General features: G+C 72.6%; 19 protein-coding genes. 6 read left to right on the top strand and 13 right to left on the bottom strand.

The window, feature by feature from the left end; translation table 11 throughout:
- Window positions 1-476, top strand: a 476-nt coding sequence (locus tag V4F39_RS04600) for a cell wall hydrolase (protein ID WP_332288130.1), incomplete at its 5' end; no start/stop codon positions are given.
- Window positions 477-481: 5 nt separating this feature from the next.
- On the opposite strand, the gene V4F39_RS04595 is transcribed toward V4F39_RS04600, so the two are convergent.
- A complete protein-coding gene (locus V4F39_RS04595) occupies window positions 482-1,186 on the bottom strand; it encodes an SDR family oxidoreductase (RefSeq protein ID WP_332288129.1) in 705 nt (234 codons plus the stop codon).
- A 31-nt stretch (window positions 1,187-1,217) separates the two neighbouring features.
- The gene (locus V4F39_RS04590; protein ID WP_332288128.1) at window positions 1,218-2,048 is read right to left on the bottom strand and encodes an alpha/beta fold hydrolase; all 831 of its coding nucleotides are present in this window, start codon (window positions 2,046-2,048) and stop codon (window positions 1,218-1,220) included.
- A 295-nt stretch (window positions 2,049-2,343) separates the two neighbouring features.
- Here V4F39_RS04590 and V4F39_RS04585 point away from each other — a divergent pair, with 295 nt between their 5' ends.
- Window positions 2,344-4,395 (top strand): PQQ-dependent sugar dehydrogenase, encoded by a 2,052-nt coding sequence (locus V4F39_RS04585; RefSeq protein ID WP_332288127.1) that lies wholly within the window; start codon window positions 2,344-2,346, stop codon window positions 4,393-4,395.
- A 12-nt stretch (window positions 4,396-4,407) separates the two neighbouring features.
- On the opposite strand, the gene V4F39_RS04580 is transcribed toward V4F39_RS04585, so the two are convergent.
- From V4F39_RS04580 to V4F39_RS04555, 6 genes are read right to left on the bottom strand one after another with little or no spacing between them, the layout of a single operon-like run.
- Window positions 4,408-6,405: a response regulator gene (locus tag V4F39_RS04580; RefSeq protein ID WP_332288126.1), complete on the bottom strand. Its 1,998-nt coding sequence runs from the start codon at window positions 6,403-6,405 to the stop codon at window positions 4,408-4,410.
- Entirely contained in the window at window positions 6,398-7,267 is an 870-nt protein-coding gene (locus V4F39_RS04575) for a sensor histidine kinase (RefSeq protein WP_332288125.1), read from the bottom strand. The genes V4F39_RS04580 and V4F39_RS04575 overlap by 8 nt, the downstream gene beginning before the upstream one ends.
- Window positions 7,260-8,267, bottom strand: a complete 1,008-nt coding sequence (locus V4F39_RS04570; RefSeq protein WP_332288124.1) for an ATP-binding SpoIIE family protein phosphatase — start codon at window positions 8,265-8,267, stop codon at window positions 7,260-7,262. The genes V4F39_RS04575 and V4F39_RS04570 overlap by 8 nt, the downstream gene beginning before the upstream one ends.
- 2 nt (window positions 8,268-8,269) lie before the next feature.
- The gene (locus tag V4F39_RS04565) at window positions 8,270-8,650 is read right to left on the bottom strand and encodes an anti-sigma regulatory factor (RefSeq protein ID WP_378235154.1); all 381 of its coding nucleotides are present in this window, start codon (window positions 8,648-8,650) and stop codon (window positions 8,270-8,272) included.
- A gap of 7 nt (window positions 8,651-8,657) precedes the next feature.
- The gene (locus tag V4F39_RS04560; RefSeq protein WP_332288122.1) at window positions 8,658-9,038 is read right to left on the bottom strand and encodes an STAS domain-containing protein; all 381 of its coding nucleotides are present in this window, start codon (window positions 9,036-9,038) and stop codon (window positions 8,658-8,660) included.
- Complete coding sequence (locus V4F39_RS04555) at window positions 9,035-9,895, bottom strand: STAS domain-containing protein (protein WP_332288121.1); 861 nt, start codon at window positions 9,893-9,895, stop codon at window positions 9,035-9,037. The genes V4F39_RS04560 and V4F39_RS04555 overlap by 4 nt, the downstream gene beginning before the upstream one ends.
- 260 nt (window positions 9,896-10,155) lie before the next feature.
- Here V4F39_RS04555 and V4F39_RS04550 point away from each other — a divergent pair, with 260 nt between their 5' ends.
- A complete protein-coding gene (locus tag V4F39_RS04550) occupies window positions 10,156-10,686 on the top strand; it encodes a hypothetical protein (protein ID WP_332288120.1) in 531 nt (176 codons plus the stop codon).
- Here the strand turns inward: V4F39_RS04550 and V4F39_RS04545 are convergent.
- Window positions 10,683-13,436 carry an ATP-binding protein gene (locus V4F39_RS04545; protein WP_332288119.1) on the bottom strand — a complete coding sequence of 918 codons (2,754 nt, stop codon included), beginning with the start codon at window positions 13,434-13,436 and terminating at the stop codon, window positions 10,683-10,685. The genes V4F39_RS04550 and V4F39_RS04545 overlap by 4 nt on opposite strands.
- 163 nt (window positions 13,437-13,599) lie before the next feature.
- Here V4F39_RS04545 and infA point away from each other — a divergent pair, with 163 nt between their 5' ends.
- Window positions 13,600-13,824, top strand: coding sequence for a translation initiation factor IF-1 (gene infA / locus V4F39_RS04540; protein WP_332288118.1), 225 nt, complete (start codon window positions 13,600-13,602; stop codon window positions 13,822-13,824).
- Between the two features lie 24 nt (window positions 13,825-13,848).
- Here the strand turns inward: infA and V4F39_RS04535 are convergent, their stop codons facing one another.
- The 4 genes from V4F39_RS04535 to V4F39_RS04520 all read right to left on the bottom strand — a co-directional run bounded on the left by V4F39_RS04535 (window position 13,849) and on the right by V4F39_RS04520 (window position 17,921).
- A complete protein-coding gene (locus V4F39_RS04535) occupies window positions 13,849-14,649 on the bottom strand; it encodes an enoyl-CoA hydratase/isomerase family protein (protein WP_332288117.1) in 801 nt (266 codons plus the stop codon).
- The gene (locus V4F39_RS04530; protein WP_332288116.1) at window positions 14,646-15,884 is read right to left on the bottom strand and encodes a CaiB/BaiF CoA transferase family protein; all 1,239 of its coding nucleotides are present in this window, start codon (window positions 15,882-15,884) and stop codon (window positions 14,646-14,648) included. Before V4F39_RS04530 ends, V4F39_RS04535 begins: the two co-directional genes overlap by 4 nt.
- Window positions 15,885-15,922: 38 nt before the next feature.
- Complete coding sequence (locus V4F39_RS04525; protein ID WP_332288115.1) at window positions 15,923-16,894, bottom strand: Bug family tripartite tricarboxylate transporter substrate binding protein; 972 nt, start codon at window positions 16,892-16,894, stop codon at window positions 15,923-15,925.
- A 76-nt stretch (window positions 16,895-16,970) separates the two neighbouring features.
- Window positions 16,971-17,921, bottom strand: coding sequence for a LysR family transcriptional regulator (locus V4F39_RS04520; RefSeq protein ID WP_332288114.1), 951 nt, complete (start codon window positions 17,919-17,921; stop codon window positions 16,971-16,973).
- Window positions 17,922-18,098: 177 nt separating this feature from the next.
- On the opposite strand from V4F39_RS04520, the gene V4F39_RS04515 reads away from it, so the two are divergent.
- Window positions 18,099-18,617, top strand: coding sequence for a hypothetical protein (locus V4F39_RS04515; protein WP_332288113.1), 519 nt, complete (start codon window positions 18,099-18,101; stop codon window positions 18,615-18,617).
- Between the two features lie 11 nt (window positions 18,618-18,628).
- Window positions 18,629-21,256: a hypothetical protein gene (locus V4F39_RS04510; protein WP_332288112.1), complete on the top strand. Its 2,628-nt coding sequence runs from the start codon at window positions 18,629-18,631 to the stop codon at window positions 21,254-21,256.
- The last annotated feature ends 63 nt before the right edge of the window (window positions 21,257-21,319 follow it).

Genomic DNA, 21,319 nt, shown 5'->3' with positions numbered 1-21,319 from the left:
CCGGGCCCCGGCCCGCCGGCCCCGCGCCCGCCGCGCCCCCGACGGCGGCGCCCGCCGCCCCCGGGGCCGACGCCGACCACCACGTCGAGGTGCTGGCCCGCACGATCTGGGGCGAGGCGCGCGGCGGCTCGCGGCTCGGCATGGAGGCCGTGGCGGCCTGCGTGCTGAACCGGCTGCGGCGCAAGCAGCCCGGCCGCTTCGGCGCCAGCGTGGCCGAGGTGTGCCTGAAGCCGCTGCAGTTCTCGTGCTGGAACGAGGGCGACCCGAACCTGCCCAAGCTGAAGGCGGTGGACGAGCGGGACGAGCGCTTCCGCCTGTGCCTGGAGATCGCCCGGCGCGCGGTGGCCGGCACGCTGGCGGACCCGGTCTCCGGCAGCGACCACTACCACACGGTCTCGGTCTCGCCGGCCTGGTCGGCCGGCCGGCGGCCGGTGCGGCGGATCGACGACCACCTCTTCTTCAACGACGTGCCCTGAGCCCGTCAGCCCGCCGGTCGCAGGTACACCCCGGGTTCGGCGGCGAGCCCGTGCTTGACCTGCCGGCTCAGCGCGTCGGCCAGCACCTCCTCGCGCCCCGCCTCGACCGCGGCGAAGACCTGGGCCGCGACGTCGTCCGGGCTGGCCTTGGGCGCCTCGACGTGGCGCACCAGGTCGGTGTCCATGAAGCCCACGTGCACCCCGACCACCAGCGTGCCCTGGGCCCGCAGCTCGTTGCGCAGGCCGTTGGTCAGCCCCCAGGCGGCCGACTTCGACGTGCAGTAGGTCGAGCCGCCCGGCAGGTTGACCCAGCTGAGGACCGAGAGCATGTTGACGATCGCCCCGCCGCCGTGGGCCGCGAGCACCGGCGCGAAGGCGCGGCTCAGCGACAGCGGGCCGAAGCAGTTCGTCTCCAGCTCCTCGCGCAGTGCCTCGGGGCCGCCCGCGGCCAGCAGCGAGGAGCCCCGTGCGATGCCGGCGTTGTTGATGAGCAGGGTGACGTCGCCGCAGCGCCGCGCCGCCTCTTCCGCGTGCTGCGGGTTCGTCACGTCGAGCTGCAGCGGTTCCACGCCGGCGAGGGTGACGGAGGCCGAATCGCGCGCGGCGGCGTAGACCTTGCGGGCGCCCGCCGCGAGCGCGGCCCGCGCGAAGGCGAGGCCGAGGCCGCGGTTTGCGCCGGTGACCAGCAGGGTGGCATGGCGGATGTCCATGGTGTCTCCGGGGGTGGTGAGGGGGTGGGCCTCAGCCCTGCGCCTTCAGGAAGTCGAGCAGGTCCTGGTTCAGCCGCTCTTTGTGGGTGTCGGTGATGCCGTGCGGGGCGCCGGGGTACACGATGAGCCGGGCGCCCTCCACCAGCCGGGCCGAGCTGCGGCCGGCCGCGTCGATGGGCACCACCTGGTCGTCGTCGCCGTGGATCACCAGCGTGGGCACGTCGAACTTCTTCAGGTCCTCGGTGAAGTCGGTCTCCGAGAACGCCTTGATGCAGTCGTGCGTGTTCTTGTGGCCCCCCATCATCCCCTGCATCCAGAACGAGTCGATCATGCCCTGCGAGGGCTTGGCGCCCGGCCGGTTGAAGCCGAAGAAGGGGCCGGCGGCGAGGTCCTTGTAGAGCTGCGAGCGGTCGGCGACCTGCCCTGCGCGGATGCCGTCGAACACCTCGATCGGCAGGCCGATCGGGTTGGCCGCCGTCTTCAGCATCAGCGGCGGCACCGCGCTCACCAGCACCGCGGCGGCGACCCGGCGCGTGCCGTGGCGGCCGATGTAGCGCGTGATCTCGCCGCCGCCGGTGGAGAAGCCCACCAGCGTGATCGCCTGGAGGCCCAGCTGCTCGATCAGCGTGGCCAGGTCGTCGGCGTAGGTGTCCATCTCGTTGCCGTGCCACGGCTGGCTCGAGCGGCCGTGGCCCCGGCGGTCGTGCGCGATCACGCGGTAGCCTTGGGAGGCGAGGAACAGCATCTGCGATTCCCAGCTGTCGGCCGTCAGCGGCCAGCCGTGGCTCATCACGACGACCGGGCCGCTGCCCCAGTCCTTGTAGTAGATCTGCGTGCCGTCCTGCGTGGTGATGGTGGGCATGGGCGTTTCCTTTGCGGTGGCGGGGAGATGGAAGCATCGTAGGCAGCGCCGCGCCGGGCCGGCACGCCAAGGGGACCGAGCGGCCGCTATGTCTTTGGAGCCATGCGCGCTGCCGCCGGGGCCTGCTAGGGATAAACCCCTGGCCTCTTCGGAGGGAATAAGCCGCCGCTGCCGGAGGTACACAGAGCGCAACCGCCACACCGCCCCATCCGCCGACAGGGCGCACCTTGCCACCCAGGGTGCCGGGCTGCCGCGCGCTGCGCGGGCCGGCGCCGCCAACGCAGGAGAACGTGCCATGAATGCGCGCCATGCCTTGACCTTGGGCCTCGGGGCGATCGTCGCCTCGCAGGCCTTCGCGGAACCGTACCTGCCCGCCATCACGCGGGGCAGCATCGCCGTCACGCTGGAGACCGTCGCCAGCGGCCTCGGCGCCCCCAACTACGCGATCAGCGCACCCGGCGACGCGGGGCGGCTCTTCATCGTCGACCAGGCGGGCGCGCTGCGCGTGCTGCACAACGGCGCGCTGCTGGCCGGCCCCGCGCTCGACCTGCAGGGGCTCATTGGCACCTCGTACAACCCGGCCAGCGCGAACGACGAGCGCGGCTTCCTGGGGCTGGCCTTCCATCCCGGCTACAACGATGCCGCGAGCGCCGGCTACCGCACGCTCTACACCTACAGCAGCAGCCCGCTCGACACCGCGCCCACCTACGCCGCGCCCAACGGCGCCACCCAGGGCTACAAGAACGTGGTCAACGAGTGGAAGATGAGCGCCGCCGACCCGGCCGTGGTCGACCCCGGCTCGCGCCGCGAGGTCATCTCGTTCGGCAAGAACGCCAACAACCACAACGGCGGCACCATCGCCTTCGGGCCGGACGGCTACCTCTACCTCGGCCTCGGCGACGGCGGCAACCGCAACGACGTCGGCCCCGCCCACCTCGAGCCTGGCGGCAACGCGCAGAACCTGGGGACGCCGATGGGCAAGATGCTGCGCATCGATCCGCTGAGCCCCGCGCTCACCGCGGGCAGCGCCAACGCCGTCGCCGCCAACGGGCAGTACCGCATCCCGGCCGACAACCCGTTCCAGGCGGCCGGGCAGGTGGCCGAGACCTTCGCCTACGGGCTGCGCAACCCGTACCGCTTCAGCTTCGACACGCTGAACGGCCAGCTCATCGCGGCCGACGTCGGGCAGAACAACATCGAGGAGATCAACCGCATCGTCAAGGGCGGCAACTACGGCTGGGCGGTGAAGGAGGGCGACTTCGTCTTCGACCGCGCCACCGGCGCCATCGGCCCGCGCACGCCCGGCGATCCGGCCGGGCTGATCGACCCCATCCGGGGTACCCTCGGCACGCTGGAATACGACCACGGCGACGGCATCTCGATCACCGGCGGCTTCGTCTACCGCGGCGGCGACATCCCCGAGCTGTACGGCAAGTACGTGTTCGGCGACCTCGCGCTGCGCTCGGGCCCGCGCGCGGACGGCCGGCTCTTCTATGCCGACCTCGACACCGGCGTGATCCACGAGTTCCTGCTGCCGCAGTTCTCGGCCGGGGTGCTGCCCGACGGGCTCACGGTGCACGGCTTCGGCCAGGACGCCGAGGGCGAGCTCTACGTGCTGGTGACCAACACGCCGGCCAACGGCATCGGCGGCCTGGTGTACCGCGTGGCCGCGGTGCCCGAGCCCGGCACCTGGGCATTGATGGGGCTGGGCCTGGCGGTGGTCGGCGGCCTGGCCGCGCGGCGCCGGCGCGACCCCGGCCGCGCCACCGTGCGGCGCGGCCTGGTGCTCGCCGCGCTGGCCGGCGCAGCGGGGGCCCAGGCGGCGGTGGCCTACGACGAGGCCGTCGACGGGGATCTCTCCAACAGCGGCCTCGCGCCCACCGCCGTCACCTTCGCGCTGGGCGCCAACGACGTCCGGGGCAGCTCCGGCATCACCACGCCCGGCGACGCCTGGCTGGACTACGGACGCTTCGTCGTGCCCGCCGGTGCGCTGCTCACGCGCATCGAGGTGCTGGCCGGGACGGCCGGGGCCGAAGGCGGCGCGCTCTTCTTCGGGCTGCAGGCCGGCGCGCAGGTGACGGTGAGCCCCGGCCCCTACGCCGGCCAGGAAGCCTTGCTGGGCTGGAACCACTTCTCGGCGAACGACGTGGGCAGCACGCTGCTGGGCCCGCAGCTGCCACTGGCCGCCGGCTCCTACGCGTTCTGGATCCAGGACTTCGACTTCGAGGCCGCGCCCTACGCCTTGCGCTTCACGGTGGCGGCGGTGCCGGAGCCGCCGGCCTGGATGACGGCGCTGGCCGGCCTGGCGGCGCTGGCCCTGACGGCGCGCCGGCGCCGGGTGCGCTGAGGCACGGGCGGGTCAGGCCCGGCCCGGGGCGCTGCGCTGCAGCAGCCGGGCCATCACGTGCATGAGTTCAGCCGGCCGCAGCGGCTTGGGGCAATGGGCGTCGAAGCCGGCGGCCATCGCCTCGTCGACGTCCTTCGGCCGGGTGAACGCGGTGAGCGCCACGGCCGGCAGGTGGTCATCCCGCTGCTCGTTCTGCCGGATGTGCCGCATCAGGTCGAAGCCCGTCTTGCCCGGCATGCCGAGGTCGCTCACCAGGACGTCGGGCGCGCAGCCCGGCAGGGCCTGCAGCGCCTCGTCGTGGCTGTGCGCCGTGCTGACGAGTACCCCGCGGTCGGCCAGGATCAGCGCCAGCGCGTGGCAGGCTTCGACATCGTCGTCGACCAGCAGCACGCGCCGGCCCCGCAGCGTGTCGTCCACCAGGCCGGCGTCGGCCAGGTCGCCCAGGGTCGAGTCCTCCGGCGGCGAGGCCGAGGGGCCGGCGTCGGCAGCGGAGGGCGCGGGCGGCAGGTCGACATGGAACACCGAGCCCTTGCCTGGCCCTTCGCTGAAGGCAGAGACCGAGCCGCCGTGCTGCTGCACGAGCTGCTTGACGATCGACAGCCCCAGGCCGAGGCCGCCGTGGGAGCGGTTGGCCCGCGCATCGGCCTGGCTGAAGCGGTCGAACAGGAAGGGCAGGAACTCGCGCTCGATGCCCCGCCCCTCGTCGGCGATCGACAGGCGCAGCCCGTGCTCGGTCTGCTGCAGGCCGATGTGGATCGGCGCGCCGCGCGGCGAGAACTTCGTCGCGTTGCCCAGCAGGTTCCACACGATCTGCTGGAACCGGGCCGGGTCCACCAGCACCGGCAGGTAGGGGCCGGACAGCTCGGTGACCACCTCGTTGTCGTTGTCCTGCAGCGAGGGCTGCAGCGCCTCCAGCGCCGACAGCAGCAGCTCCTGCGGGTCCACCAGCTGCAGCTCGAGCTGCAGCTTGCCGGCGTTCATCCGGGAGGCGTCGAGGATGTCCGAGAGCAGACGGGCCTGCGTGCGGCAGTTGCGCTTGATGGCCTCGAGCCCCTTCTCCAGGAGTTCGGGGTCGGCGCGCCGCTGCAGCACGTGGGCCCAGCTCATCACCGCGTTCAGCGGCGACCGCAGCTCGTGCGAGAGCACCGCGATCAGCTCGTCCTTCATGCGGCTGATGCGCTCGGCCTCGCCGCGCGCGGCCTGCTCCTGCTCGATGAGGTGCGCACGAGCGCGCTCCATGCGCAGGCGTTCGGAGATGTCGACCGCCATCGCCAGGCGCACGCCTTCGGCCGACAGCGGTGCCAGCCGCCAGTCGATGTGCACGGGGGCGCCGGCCGCGTCCAGCAGCGGGAATTCACCCTGCGACAGCGCCTGCGAGGGCTGGCCGAGCCAGGCGTCGATCCGCCCGGCCCAGTCGGGCGGGGCGAAGCGGCTCACGCGCTGGCCGAGCAGCGAGCCCGGATCGCGGCCCAGCAGCTGCGCCATCGCCGGGTTGACCTCGACGAACCGGCCGTCGCCGTCGATCAGGCAGATGCCGCTCGGCGCGTTGGCGTAGATCGCGCGGAACTTGGCCTCGCTCTGGCGCATCGCGTTCTCGGCGATGCGCGTGCGCACGAGCGCCTGGACGGTGGCGACGATCACCGCCGGCTCCACCGGGTGCGTCAGGTAGGCGTCGGCGCCGGCGTCCAGGCCCTTGACCTTGTCCTCGTCGGTCACGAAGGCGGCCGACAGGTGAAGCACCGGCATGCGCGCAAGGCCGTACTGCGTGCGCAGCCGGCGGCAGACCTCGATGCCGTCCATGTCGGGCAGGTGCACGTCGAGCACGATGGCCGACAGGCCCTGGTCGGCCAGGGCCAGCGCCTGGGCGCCGGTGGCCGCCTCGCGGACGCGGAAGCCCACCGAGCGCAGCAGCCGCGAGGTGGCGTAGCGGCTGGCGGGCTCGTCGTTGACCACCATGATCTCGTGCGCGGAGCGGTCGATGGCTCCGGCGGGCGGATGGGCGTCAGTCATTCGGCTCCTCCGTGTCGGGCAGGCCTTCGGGGCGCGGCATCATCGGGACGGTGACGGAGAAGGTGGAGCCCCGGCCGGGCTCGCTGTCCACCGCGACGCGCCCGCCCAGCAGCTCGGCCAGCTGCCGGCTCAGCGACAGGCCCAGGCCGGTGCCGCGCAGGCGCTTCTGGATGTGCGAGTCGATCTGCGCGAAGTCCTGGAAGATCGCGCCCTGGAATTCCGGCGCGATGCCGATCCCGGTGTCCGACACCGAGAAGCGGACCAAGTGGCTGTCGATGCGCTCGGCCGTCACCCGCACCTCGCCCTGCTCGGTGAACTTCAGCGCGTTCGAGATGAAGTTGCGCAGGATCTGCGCGAGCTTCTTGTCGTCGCTGTAGAGGGGGCCCGTGTCGCGCGGCTCCTCGAACACCAGCGCCACCTCGGACTGCGCCAGCATCGGCTTGAACATGCCGCGCAGCGCCGAGAACAGGTCGACCATCTCGAACCAGGCCGGGGAGATGTCGATGCGGCCCGCCTCGACCTTCGCCAGGTCCAGCAGATCGTTCACCATCTCGGAGAACTCGTGCGCGGTGCTGGCGATGTAGCGCACCTGTGTCTCCTGCTCGTCGGTGAGCGGCCCGTCGACGCGGTCGAGCAGCAGGCGGCACAGGCTGCGGATCGAGGCGATCGGCGTGCGGAACTCGTGGCTCATGTACGCCAGGAAGCGGCTCTTCAGCTCGGTCGCCTGCTTGAGCTGCTCGGCGTTGGCGTCCAGCTCCGCGTAGAGCGCGAGCACCCCGCGGTTGGTCTCTTCCAGCTCGTCGCGCAGCGAGGCAAGTTCCGCTTCCTGGGCGGCGATGCGTGCGTGGAGGTCGTCAGACATGGCGTATCACCACGATCGTGGCGTCGTCGCGGCCGCGCTCGTGCTCGCGCAGCAGCCACGCGGCGATCACCGTCGGATGGCGGCGCAGCAGGCCCGGCACCTGGTTGAGTTCCCAGCGGGAGGCGATCCCGTCGGAGTGCAGGATCAGCACCGCATGCTCGGGCCAGGCACAGGCGGCTTCCTGGAGCCGACGCACCTGCAGCCCCACCGTGCCGTGCTGCGACATCAGCGTGCGGCTCTCGACCCCCGAGATGAGCCGCCCCGCGACATTGCCCGCGCCGGCAAAGGCCACGGTGCGCGCCTGCGCATCCAGCAGCGCCATCGCGGCCGCCGCGCCGCGCGTGCCGCGGGCGGCGGCGTGGGCCTGCTCGAGCACGCGGCACGGTCCGTCGAAGGGCGCCGCGCCGAAGGCGGACAGCGCCGCCTCGCCCGCCCGTGCGGCATCCGGCCCGTGGCCCAGCCCGTCGGCCACCATGACCGCCAGGCGTGGGCCGGCCGACGCGACCGACCAGGCGTCGCCGCTGACGGTCTCGCCGGGGGCGGCGACGGCGACCGCGCCGTGCAGGAAGGGGGCTGGGGGCGTGGCGGGCGGGGCCGTCGCGTGCAGGCCGATGCGCGCCAGCACGATCGTGCCGCCGGGCACCTGCGAGTGCACGTCGAAGGTGTCGGCGAGCCGCCGCACCGCACCCAGGCCGGTGCCCGGCGTGCCCGCCGTCGAGTAGCCGTCCTGCAGGCAGGTGTCGACGGCGGCCATGCCGGGGCCGGCATCCACCGACAGGATCTCGATGCAGTGCTCGTCGCCGTCGGCGAGGCAGGCGATCAGCAGCTCGCCTTGCGCGGCGTGCCGCACCAGGTTGTTGCCCAGCTCGGTGGCGACCAGGGCGACCCGGCCGGCGGCCGTCTCGCCGAAGCCGGCCTGCTCCGCGAGGTGGACCGCGGCGCGGCGCGCCTCGCCGACCTGGCTGGGCTCCCGCATCGGGAAGCGGCGGTGCACGCCCATTGCTACTTCCAGCGCGCGATCGTGACGCTGGTCCCCTGGCCAGGGGCCGAGCGCACGTCGAACTCGTTGACCAGCCGCTTGCTGCCCGACAGCCCGAGGCCCAGGCCCTTGCCGGAGGTCCAGCCGTCCGTCAGCGCAAGGCCGATGTCCGGGATGCCAGGCCCCTGGTCGTCGAACCGCAGCCGCACGCCGGTGCGCGCGCCCTCGGAGACCATCTCCCAGTGCATGTCGCCGCCGCCGCCGTAGACCAGCGTGTTGCGCGCGATCTCGCTCGCCGCGGTGACGAACTTGGTCTGGTCGACCAGCGAGAACTTCGCCTGCTGGCTCAGCTTGCGGACGAACTGGCGGGCCGCGACGATGTCGTTTTCGCTGCGGACCGGCATCGACCCGCTAGACGGCGCTGTCAAGGCGATCCTCCCGGGCGGCGGCGCGCAGGATGTCCATGCCGCGCTCCACGTTCATCGCGGTGCGCACGCCGTCGAGGGTGAGGCCCAGTTCCACCAGCGTGATCGCCACCGCGGGCTGCATGCCGACCACCACGGTCGACGCGCCGAGCACCCGCGCGATGCCGGAGATGCTCACGACCATGCGGCCGATGAAGGAGTCGACCATCTCCATCGCCGAGATGTCGATCAGCACGCCGGTGGCGCCCGTCTTCGCGATCGTCTCGGCCAGGTCGTCCTGGAGCGCGAGCGCCATCTGGTCCTGCAGGTCGACCTGGATGGTGACCAGCAGGCAGCGGCCCATCCGCAGGATAGGGATGCGTGTCATGCGGGTTCGGCGGACCGGCTGATCGTGTAGCCGCTGCGCTTGATGGCGATGGCCAGCGCGTCGGCCAGCGTGGCGCGGGTGGTGATGCCGTGCAGCTCGATCCCAAGGTGCACGATGGTCTGGGCGATCTGCGGGCGGATGCCGCTGATGATGCAGTCGGCGCCCATCAGCCGGATGGCGGCCACCGTCTTGAGCAGGTGCTGCGCGACCAGCGTGTCGACCGTCGGCACGCCGGTGATGTCGATGATCGCCAGCTGCGACTCGGTCTCGACGAGGCGCTGCAGCAGCGTTTCCATCACGAGCTGCGTGCGGCTGCTGTCCAGGGTGCCGATCATCGGCACGGCCAGCACGCCGTCCCAGAGCTTGACCACTGGCGTGGACAGCTCCAGCAGCTCCTCCTGCTGGCGCTTGATGATGTCCTCGCGCGCCTGCTGGTACACCGCGGTGCTCTCCTGCGCGATCCTGTCGACGAGCAGCGAGGCCGCCCACAGCACGCGGATGGCACGCTCGGGCTGGCCGCCCAGGGCCTGCTGCACGCGGTTGAACAGCGGCTTCTTGAACGACAGCAGGAACGCCGCCGTTTCCGCCGCGGTGGCGCCCTGTGCCGCGCGCGAGCGCGAGATCGTCCCGATCACCGAGCGCATCGCGGCCCAGGCCGCGCCGTTGTCGAAGTCGGCCGCGTCTCCCTCGCCCTGCAAACCCCGGCTGAAGGCCCGCAGGAATTCGGCCGCTTCGGCCTGCACCGCCTGGGTGGAGCCCTTGGCGCCTGCGGCCGAGCCTTCGGCCAGCCACTCCTGGATCACACCGCTTTCGTCGGACCCGATGAGGCCGGCGATCTCGCGGATATCGTTTGTCATGTTGTTCCCCAACGTTGGCGTATCCGTCCTGCCGGATGCCTGTGCCTGTTTGTATCGCACGTCCTCGTGCGACTGCGGAACATTTTCCGCCAATCACACGCGTCGCGCCGGATTGCTTGTCTCGGGAACGGCAGGGCAAGCGCGGTGCCCGCCTCGGCCAAAGGAGGTACGCCCACCTTCCCCTTCCTGCCCTGGCCCGGGCCGCGCGGGCCTCCTACGCTGTCGTGGAAGGCACGCCGCTGCCGCCAAGGAGAAACTGCATGGCTGGATTGACCTCGCTGGGCCTCGTCCACACGCTGCTCGCCGTCGTGGCCCTCGCCGCCGGGCTGGCGGCCTTCTTCCGGGACGGGGCCATCGTGCCGGGTACCCCGCTCGGCCAGGTCTACGTCTGGACCACCGTGCTGACCTGCCTGACGGGTTTCGGCATCTTCCAGCGCGGCGGCTTCAACGAGGCGCACATGCTGGGCGTGCTCACGCTCGCCGTGCTGGCGCTCGCGGCGCTGGCGCACCGGGGCCGGCTCTTCGGCCGCGCGGCGCCCTACGTCGGCACGGTCGGCATGTCGCTGACCTTCTTCTTCCACATGATCCCGGGCCTGACCGAGACCTTCACGCGCGTGCCGTCGGGCGCGCCGCTGTTCACCGGCCCGGACGATCCCGCGCTGCAGAAGACCGTCGGGGCGTTTTTTGTGCTGTTCCTGGTGGGCGCCACCCTGCAGGTGCGCCGGCTGCGCGCCCGCACCGCGGGCAGCCGGCCCGGCCCGGGCCGCACCCCCGCCACGCCCGCGCCTTAGGCGGGCCGTCGGTCCAGCACCTGGCGCACCTTGCGCGCGAGCGCATCCGCACTGTAGGGCTTGGACAGCAGCTCCACGCCGGCATCGAGCCGGCCGTTGTGCACGATCGCGTTCTCGGTGTAGCCCGAGGTGAACAGCACCGCCAGCCGCGGCAGCCGCTCGCGGGCCCGCCGGGCCAGCTCGGGGCTGCGCAGCGGGCCGGGCATCACCACGTCGGTGAACAGCAGGTCGATCGGCGTGCCGCTCTCGACCACCGTCAGCGCGCTGGCGGCGTCACGGGCCTTCAGCACGCGGTAGCCCAGCTCGCCCAGCATTTCGACGACCGTCTCGCGCACCTGGTCGTCGTCCTCGACGACGAGCACGGTCTCGGTGCCGAGCTGCTGCGCCGGCTCGTCGCCGCCCTGGGGCACGTCTTCCTGCGCCAGGGCGCGCGGCAGGTAGATGCGCACGACCGTGCCCTCGCCGACCTCGCTGTAGATCTTGACGTGGCCGCCCGACTGCTTGACGAAGCCGTACACCATCGAGAGCCCGAGGCCCGTGCCCTTGCCTTCGGGCTTGGTGCTGAAGAAGGGCTCGAAGACGCGGTCGATCAGCTCCGGCGGGATGCCCTGGCCGGTGTCGCTCACGGCCAGCATCACATACTGGCCCGGTCGGACGTCCTCGTTCATGCGGGCGTACTCGTCGTCGAGCATCGCGTTGCCGGCTTCGAGCGTGAGCCTGCCCGGGCCCGACATCGCGTCGCGGGCGTTGATCGCGAGGTTCAGCACCGCGTTCTCGATCTGCCCCGGGTCGACGAAGGTATTCCACAGGCCGCCGGCGACCACGGTCTCGATCTCGACCTCCTCGCCCAGCGTGCGCCGCAACATGTCGTCCATGTTGCGCAGCAGGCGGCCGATGTGGAGCACCTTCGGCTCCAGCGGCTGGCGCCGGCCGAAGGCGAGCAGCTGCGAGGCCAGCTTGGCCCCGCGCGACACGCCGGCCATCGCCTTCTGCACCCGGTCCTGCGCGCGGGGGTTGTCGGCCACGTAGCGCGACAGCAGCTGCAGGTTGCCGCTGACGACCTGCAGCAGGTTGTTGAAGTCGTGCGCGACGCCGCCGGTCAGGGCGCCCAGCGCTTCCATGCGCTGCGCGTGCCGCAGCGCGGCCTGCGCCGCCTCGCGCTGCGCGGACTCGCGCCGCAGCTGGGCCAGCGCATCGGCCAGCTCGGCGGTGCGGTCGTGCACACGCTGCTCCAGCGTCTCGGTGAACCGCTGCAGCGCCTCCTCGGCCAGCCGCTGGTCGGTCACGTCGTAGCCGTCGACGAAGATGCCGGTGACCTGCCCGTCGGCATCCATCAGGGGCTGGTACATCACGTCGACGCGGCGCTCCTCCAGCGCCCCCTCGGGCTGGCGCTGGAGCTGCACCGGCAGGCTGTGGCCGATGAACGGCGTGCCGGTGCGGTAGACCTCGTCCAGCAGGTCGAAGTAGCGCTGGCCGTGCAGTTCGGGCAGCGCCTCGCGCACCGGCAGCCCCATGAGGCTGCGGTGGCCGACGAGCTGCACGTAGGCGTCGTTGACCAGCTCGAACACATGCTGCGGCCCCTGCAGCAGGCACATGAAGCTGGGCGCCTGCTGGAACAGCGCGCGCAGGCGGTCGCGCTCCTCGGTGCGCTGCTTCACCTCGGTCGCCAGCCGTTCGTTGGCCTGCTGGCGTGCGTCGAAGACGTCGGCGCTCGCGAGGCCGGAGGCGATCTGCCCGGCGATCAGCCGCAGGAAGCCGAGGTAGTGCTCATCGGCGCGGCGGTAGGGGTTCAGGCCCACCACCAGCGCGCCGAGCGGGCGCCCCATGCCCTGGCCGATCAGCGGCACCAGGGCGGCCTGCGAGGGCGGCCGGTCGAAGGGGCCCCGCGGGCGGTCCTCGAGATGGCCGATGTCGATCACCTCGCAATCGCCGCCGCGCCAGAGTTCGCCCAGGGTCCACAGGCCGTCGTCGGCCGCCAGGCGTTCGGGGGCGATGGCATGGCCGGCGGCGACGCCGCCCGCGCAGCCCAGCGTGGCGGCGCCCTTGTCGCCGCAGAACAGGTAGCCCAGGCAGAAGGGCAGGTCGCGGGCGCTGGCCGCCAGCGTCCGCGGCACGGCCCGCAGCACGGCGTCACGGCCCTCGGCGATCGACAGGCCGGCGGCGAGGTCGCGCAGCGAGGTCAGCCGGCGGTCGCTGAGCACCCGCTGCGTCTCCTCGGTGACCGCGCAGAACACGCCCTCCACGCGGCCGGTGTCGCCGATGAGCGGGCTGTACGAAAAGGTGTGGTACGTCTCCTCCGGGTAGCCATGGCGCTGGAGAACGAGCAGCAGCGCGCGGTCCCAGGTGGCCTCGCCGCGCTCGTAGACGGCCCGCAGCCGAGGTTCGATGTCGGGCCAGATCTCGGCCCACAGATCGCGGGTCGGCATGGCCAGCGAGCGCGGGTGCTTGTCGCCCAGCGTCGGGCGGTAGGCGTCGTTGTAGAAGAACGCGACGTCCGGGCCCCAGCCCAGCCACATCTCGAAGCGCGAGGTGAGCAGCAGCCGGATGGCGACCTTCAGCGCCTGCGGCCACTGGGCCGGCGGGCCGAGCGGCGTGGCAGCCCAGTCGTGGGCCTTCATCAGCTGCGCCATCTCGCCTTCGCCGATGAAAATGCCGTCAGGGCCGTCGTCGAGGGCCAGCGCGGTGCCAGCCAGGCGGGGACCGGAGGAGGGCTCGGTGCCGGCCGAGGTCGATCGGTGCTGTGGGTTCATGCTGCAGGAGGGATAGGGGTCGGCGCACGCTGGCAAGCAGCAGGCCCGATGGACCCCGACGTCCCGCGTTTTGCCTTATCCCCATGCCTGCGTCCTATCGTCGCAACGGATACGATTCTGCCCCCGGGTGCGGCCCGGGCCCCCCTTGTTACCGGAGTGCCGCTTGGCCAAAGAAGAACTGATCGAAATGCGAGGCGTCGTCTCGGAGGTGTTGCCCGACTCGCGCTACCGCGTGACCCTGGAGAACGGCCACTCGCTGGTGGCCTATACCGCCGGCAAGATGCGCAAGAACCACATCCGCGTGCTGGCGGGCGACCGCGTGTCGCTCGAGCTGTCGCCCTACGACCTCTCCAAGGCGCGGATCAGCTTCCGCCACCTCGACCGCTGACGCCGGCCGCAGGGCCGCGGGCGCTCAGCGGCCCTGCCATTGCGGCGCGCGGCGCGCCGTGAAGGCCTCGACGCCCTCGCGGAAATCGCGGCTGCCGTAGCAGCGGCGAACCAGGTCGTCGGCCTCCGGCAGCCCCGCCGCCGTGAGCCGGCGCAGGCCTTCCTTCGCCGCGGCCTGGGTGACCGGCGCGAGCGACAGCAGCCGGTCGCACAGCCGGGCCAGCGCGGGCGGCAGCGCATCGGCCGTGCACACCTCGTGCAGGTAGCCGCAGGCCTGGGCCTCGGCGGTGTCGAGCACCTCCGCCAGCACCAGCATGCGCTTGACGCGCTGCGTTCCCCAGGCCGCCTGCAGCCGTGCCAGGTTGGCGATCGACAGCGTGTTGCCCAGCGTCTTCGCGATCGGCACCCCGAAGCGCGCCGACGGCGTCGCGAGGCGGAAATCGCAGGCCGTCGCGATGGCCAGCCCGCCGCCGACCGCCCAGCCCTCGATCACCGCGACGGTGGGCATCGGCAACGCCTCGATGAGCGCGATGCCCTCGTCGATGCGCCGCTCGTAGGCCACGCCGTCCTCGCCCCCCGCCTCGCCGCTGCCGAAGCCCAGGAACTGGGCGATGTCGGTGCCGGCGACGAAGGCCTCGCCGCCGGCGCCGCGCAGCACCGCCACCCGGGCCGTGCGCTGCGCCGCCAGCTGCCGGCAGTGCGCGGCGAGCTGCTCGTACATCGCCCAGGTCATCGCGTTGCGCGCGGCCGGGCGGTCGAAGGTGAGGGTGGCGACGGCGCCGTCCTGCACCAGGACGACCCGGCCATCGGGCGCGCCGCCGCTCATCGCCCGAACGCGCCGGCCGCGGCCAGCGCCTGGCGCTCGTCGTCGCCGATGCCGTACTCGGCCAGCACCTCTTGCGTGTGCTCGCCCAGCAGCGGCGGATGGCGCCGCACCTGCTGCGGCGTGCCCTGCAGCTTCACCGCGAAGCCGATGTTCGGCACCTTGCCTTCGATCGGGTGGTCGATCTCCATGCGCATGCGGCGGTGGCGCCCGTGCTCGCTGTCGAAGGCCTGCGGGTAGGTGAGGATCGGGCCGGCCGGGATGCCTTCGGCCAGCAGCCGCTCGATCCAGCGCTCGCTGGTGTCGGCCGCGAAGCTGCGCTCCAGTTCCTCGACCAGCACGAGCCGGTTGGCCAGGCGCAGCGGCACGGTGGCGAAGCGCGCGTCGGCCAGCAGGTCGGGGCGCTCGATCACGCGGCACAGCGTCTGCCACAGCTTCTGGTTGGTCGCGCCCATCACGAACCAGCCGTCGGCCGCCTTCATCGCCTGGTACGGCGCGCTCATGCGGTTGGCCGTGCCCAGCGGCTCGGGCTCTCGGCCGGTGCCCCAGTACTCGGAGATGTCCCACACCGAGAAGGCCAGCGCCGAATCGAACAGCGACGCATCGACGTACTGGCCCTGCCCCGTCGCCTTGGCGCCGATGTAGGCCGACAGCATCGCGTAGGTGGCGAAGAGCGCGCAGCCGATGTCGGCCACCGGCACGCCGGCCTTCACCGGGGCGCTGCCCGGGTAGCCCGTCACGCTCATCACGCCCGACATGGCCTGCGCCATCAGGTCGAAGCCGGGCCGGCCGGCCCAGGGGCCGGACTGCCCGAAGCCCGAGATGCTCACGTAGACCAGCGCCGGGTTGAGCGCGGCCAGCGTGTCGTAGTCGATGCCCAGGCGCTTCATCACGCCGGGGCGGTAGTTCTCGACCAGGATGTCGGCTTCCTTGGCCATGCGGTAGAGCACCTCGCGGCCGCTCTCGGACTTGAGGTCCAGCGTCACGCTGCGCTTGTTGCGGTTCATGTTCAGGAAGCCCATGCTGTCGGGCCCCTTCATCTTGAAGCCCATCGCGCCGCGCGTCTGGTCGCCGCCGCCGGGCGGCTCGATCTTCACCACATCGGCGCCCAGGTCGGCCAGCAGCATGCAGGCGTAGGGGCCAGCCATCACCTGGCTCACGTCGAGCACACGCACGCCGGCCAGCGGCAGGGGCCGGGCGGCGGGGTCGGGTCGGGGGGCTTGGGTGGTCGTCGTCATGGCATCGGTCCTGGTTTCGAAGGAGGGGAGGGAGGCGTTCAGGACTCGAGGCGCACGCCGGCGTCCTTGACCACCTTGCCCCACTTGGCGTGCTCGCTGACGATGAACGACGCGAATTTCTGGCTGCTGCCGCCGGCATCCTCGGCGCCGAACTCCTCGAGCTTCTGCGCCACGTCGGGCATCGCGAGCACGCGGTTCACGTCCTCGTTCATGCGCTGCACGGTCTCGGCCGGCATGCCGCGCGGGCCCACGAGGCCGTACCACGAGGCGGCATCCAGGCCGGGGAAGCCCGATTCCGCCAGCGTCGGCACGGTGGGGTGGCTCTTCGCCCGCTGCAGCCGCGTCTGGGCGACCGCGATGGCCTTGCCCTGCTTCACGAAGGGCGTGGCGGCGGTCATGGTGTCGAAGGCGTAGTCGATCTGCCCGCCGAGCAGGTCGACGATCATCGCGCCCGAGCCCTTGTAGGGCACGTGCACCGCATCGAGCTTGGCCGAGAGCTTGAACATCTCGAAGGCCAGGTGCTGGGCCGAACCGATGCCCGACGAGCCGAACGACACCTTGCCCGGGTTGCGCCGGCACAGCTCGACGATCTCCGGCAGCGTGCGCACGGCCTGCCGATCGCTGCAGGTGAGCATGTTGGGCGTGACGCCGACCAGCGCGATCGGGGAGAAGTCGCGGCGCGGGTCGTAGCGCACGTTCTGCAGCAGGGCCGGCGCGATGGCGTGGCTGTTGACGTGCGCCATCAGCAGCGTGGTGCCGTCGGGAGGCTGCTTGGCCACGTGGTCGGCGGCGATCACGCCGGTGGCGCCGGGCTTGTTCTCGACGTTGATCGTCGTGTTCCAGAGCGTGCCCAGCTTCTGGCCGATCACGCGCGCCAGCACGTCGGTGCCGCCGCCCGGCGCGAAGCCGACGACGATGCGCACCGGGCCGGCCGGCAGCGGCGAGGCGCGCAGCAGGGCGGGGGCGGCGAGGGCGGCCGCGCCGGCCAGGGTGAAGGTTCTGCGTCGCATGGGGCTTGTCTCCTGCCGTCGGGGCGGCGTTGTGCAATGCGCCGACTATTCGCGATCGGCCCCGCCGCGGCCATCGCTATTTCGGCGATGCAGCGTTCGCGGTTGGCGTAGGCGCCAGCACCTGGACGACGGCCTGCGCCGCCCGTGAGAGCGCCGCCTGCGGCCGGTGGCACAGCAGGAACTGGCGTGCCACCCAGTCGCCCTCGATCGGCACGCGCACGAAGCGGGTGCCGCCGGCCACGCTGCGCGCCACGGCCTGGGGCATCACGCCGATGCCGAGGCCCTGCGCCACCAGCGCCGCGATGCTGTCGAATCCGCCCACGCGCATGCGCATGCGCAGGATGCGCCCGGCCTCCTCGGCCAGCCGCTCGAGCGACAGCGAGATCGCTGAGCCCTCGCCGAGGCCGATGAGGTCGCAGCCGAGGATGTCGTCGAGCGTGACGCTGCGTCGGCCCGCCAGCGCATGGCCGCGCGCCGCGACGGCGACGAGCCGGTCGCCGCGGTAGGGCCGCGAGGGCAGGTCGACGGCGCCGAGGCCGGCCTCGTAGATCCCGATGTCGACCACGCCGCGCTTGAGCGCCTGCTGCACGATCTGGCTGTTCATCTCCTGCAGGTCGATGCGCACGCCGGGGCACTCGGCCGCGCAGCGCTCGATGTCCTGCGGCAGGAACTGGATCACGGCCGACTTGGGCGCGGCCACGCGCACCACGCCCTGCGCGCCGCCGCGGTACGAGGCGGCGTCGTCCTGCATGCGCACCACCGTGTGGGTGATGCTGCGCGCGTGGGCCAGCATCGCGCGGCCGGCATCGGTGAGCGCCATGCCGTGCGGCCGGCGCTCGAACAGCGGCAGCCCGAACTGCGATTCCAGCTCGAGGATGCGCCGCGAGGCCGCGGCGGGCGCGATGTGCACCCGCTCGGCCGCGCGCGTCACGCCGCCGAGCTCCGCGGTGGCGATGAAGAGCTGGAGCGTCGTCAGGTCGAAGTGGAGGCGGGCCGGGCGGCCGTCGTCCGCGGGCGGGGTGGGCATGCAGGGTCGGGGGATGCGGAGCTGCTGATTGTGGCGTCCGTGGAGGCAATTCACCCACCGCAGGGCGGGCGGATCCACCCCCGGCAGCTTGGTGCCCTCCACCCATGGAGGCAGCGGCGCCCGCCGCCGAAATCTCCCGCGAGAAGGCTCGCATGTGGCGAGCCCATGGGAAATCACATGAAGCGCTTGTGCAGCATCGTTGCCGCGATGGCCCTGCTGATGATGGCGGCGGGGGCCCAGGCCGCCGCCGAGGTGCGGCTCGCCGCGTGGAAGGTCGTGGCCGCGGCGTCGCTGCCGGGGGGCCTCGTGCGGGAGCAGCTCGAACCGGTGGACCGCGTGCTGCCGGGCGACACCATCGAGTACCAGGCCACCTACGCCAACGGCAGTGCCGCCCCCGCGCGCAACGTGCAGGTGACGCTGCCCATCCCGCAGGCCGGGCTGGTGTGGCAGCCGCCGGCCGGCGCGCCCGATACGGCGGTTCAGGCGAGCCTGGACGGCGAGCGCTTCGAGGCCGTGCCGCTGATGCGCGCCGAGGTGATGCCCGACGGCCGCCGCGTGATGCGCCGCGTGCCGTTGGGCGAATACCGCTTCCTGCGCTGGCAGCTGGGCGACCTGCCCGCCGGCGCCACCCGCAGCGTGCGTGCGCGCATGCAGTTCGCCGCGCCCGCAGCGGCTTCCGCCGTCGCGCCGCGCTGAAGGGAGACGTGATGTACGACTGGATCAAGCTGGCCCTGCGCGTCTCGATGCGCGACCTGCTGGCGCTCTGGCTGCTCGGCGTGGTGGCGCTGTGCCTCGGGCCGCAGGCCTTCGCCGCGGCGCCCGCCGGGCTCGCGATCGGCAACCAGGCCACGGCGACCTATTCGGACGGCGCCGCGGTCACCCGCACCGTCACCTCCAACACCGTGCTCACCACGGTCCAGCAGGTGGCCGGCGTGGGCCTGGCGGCCAACAACACCAAGACGGTGTCGATCGGCGGGCAGGTGGCCTATCCGCATACGCTGACCAACACCGGCAACGGGCCGGACGGCTTCGCGCTGTCGTCCAGCGGCAGCGGCACCTTCGCGTTCGCGAGCGTGCTGTTCTTCGCCGATGCCAACGGCGACGGCGTGCCCGACAACGCGGTGCCGATCACCGGCACCGGCACGCTGGCCATGGGCCAGGCCTTCAAGTTCGTCGCGGTGGGCGTGGTGCCCGCCACCGCCGTCGCGGGCAACACGAACGCGCTGGCCGTCACCGCCACCAGTGCCTTCGCGCCCGCCGTCAGCGCGACGGCGACTGACGCCACCACCGTCACCGGCCAGGCCGTCGTCGGCGTGACGCAGTCGCTCGACGTGACCCAGGGCCCGTCGCCGGCCAGCGGCCGCACCATCACCTTCACCTACACCAATACCGGCAACACGACGGCGTCCAACGTCACGCTGTCCGAGGTGCTGCCGTCCGGCATGGCCTACGTGGCCGGCAGCGGCCGCTGGAGCGGCGCGGGCGCCACCGTGCTGACCGATGCCGATGCGTCCGACAACCAGGGCGGCATCGTCTACGACTTCGCCGGCTCGCCGACGAACCGCGTCACCGCCGTCATCGCCTCCGTGGCGCCGGGCGCCACCGGCACCGTGAGCTTCAAGGTCGACATCGCCCCCAACCTGCCGGCCGGCGCGCACCCGGCCACCGCGGCCACGGTGCGCTACGGCTACCACGACGGTGCGGCCGCGCTGGCCACCGTCGCCGCCAACACGGTGCAGTACACGGTGCAGGCGGGCGCCGGCGTCACCCTCGCGGGCGCGACGGTGGCGGCGGTGCCGCAGGGCGGCGTGGTGGTGTTCACCGACCTGTTGACCAACACTGGCAACACGACCGACAGCTTCGACCTCGCCACGCTGGCCTCCAGCTTCCCGGCGGGCACGACCTTCCAGTTCTTCCAGCCCGGCGGCCTCGTGCCGATGCTGGACAGCAACGGCAACCAGACGCCCGACACCGGACCGCTGGCGCCGGGCGCGACCTACGCCGTCGTGGTCCGCGCGACGCTGCCGCCTGGCGCGACGGGCGGCCCGTACGCCGTGCAGGTGCAAGCCACCTCGCGCACCGACGCGTCCGTGCAGGCCACCGCCACCAACACGCTGACGGGCGTCAGCAGCAGCGGGGTCGACCTGACCAACAACACCGCCGGCGCGCTCGCGCCGGGCTACGGCCCGGGCGTCGAGGCCCTCGCCGCGGTGTCGCTGCCGGCCGCGCCCGGCAGCACTGTCCGCTTCACGCTGGTGGCCACCAACGGCAGCACCGTCGCCGACACCTACCAGCTGCAGGCGAGCACCGACGCGGGCTTCGCGACGCAGGTGCTGCCTGCCGGCTGGAGCGTGGTGTTCAAGCGTGCCGACGGCTCGGTGGTCGACAACACCGGCGTGGTCGCCAGCGGCGCCTCGTCCACCGTCTACGCCGACGTGACCGTGCCCGCGGGCGCCGCGGCCGGCACGACGCAGCTCTACTTCCGCGCGCTGTCGCCCACCACCGGCTCGGCCGACCGCCTGCACGATGCGGTGGTCGTCGGCCTGCAGCGCGGGCTGGGCCTCACGCCCAACCACACCGGCCAGGCCGTCGCCGGCGGCACCATGGTCTACGCCCACATGCTGACCAACACCGGCACTGCCGCCGAGGGCGACGGCGCCGGCAGCAGCGTCGCGCTGGCGGTGGCCAACAGCGCGCCGGGCTTCACCGCCGTCATCTACTGGGACCGCAACAACGACGGCGTGCTCGATCCCTCCGACCCGGTCGTCACCGACCTGTCCCAGCTCACCGGCGGCAGCAACGGCGCCAGCACGGCGGCCGGGCTGGACGTGGGCGAGAGCGCGCGCCTCTTCGTCAAGGTGACCGCGCCGGCCGGCGCGGCGGTGGGCGCGGCCAACACCACCACGCTGACCGCCACCACCACCGGCCTGCTGGGCGGCGTGGCCGCCCCGCCGCCGGTGGCGGCGACGGCATCGACCGCGGTGATCGCCTCGAACGTGCTGCTCGTCAAGCAGCAGGCGCTCGATGCCAACTGCGACGGCACGCCGGAAGGCAGCTACACCATGGCGCCCATCGTCAGCGGCGCGCAGCCGGGCATGTGCCTGTGCTACGAGGTGACGGCGACCAACGCCGGCCCGGTCGCGGTCACCGACCTGGTCCTGAGCGATGCCGTCCCGGCCTACACCGTCTACAGCGCGACGCTGGCCGCCTCGGCCACGGCGGGCAGCGTGACGGCGCCGGCCGACGGTGCGATGGGCATGGTGCAGGCCAGCGTGGCCTCCCTGGCGCCGGGGCTGTCGGTGACGCTGCGCTTCGGCGTGCGCATCGTGCCCTGACGCGGGCGCCTGCGGCTTTTCCCCCCACCACGCGACCCGCCCCCGCGCCGCCCCGCCGCTTCC

Source organism: Aquincola agrisoli, from assembly GCF_036621135.1.
Classification (GTDB): domain Bacteria; phylum Pseudomonadota; class Gammaproteobacteria; order Burkholderiales; family Burkholderiaceae_C; genus Aquincola; species Aquincola agrisoli.
The sequence above is the reverse complement of the archived record's forward strand: the minus strand, read 5'-3'. Positions and strand labels throughout refer to the sequence as shown.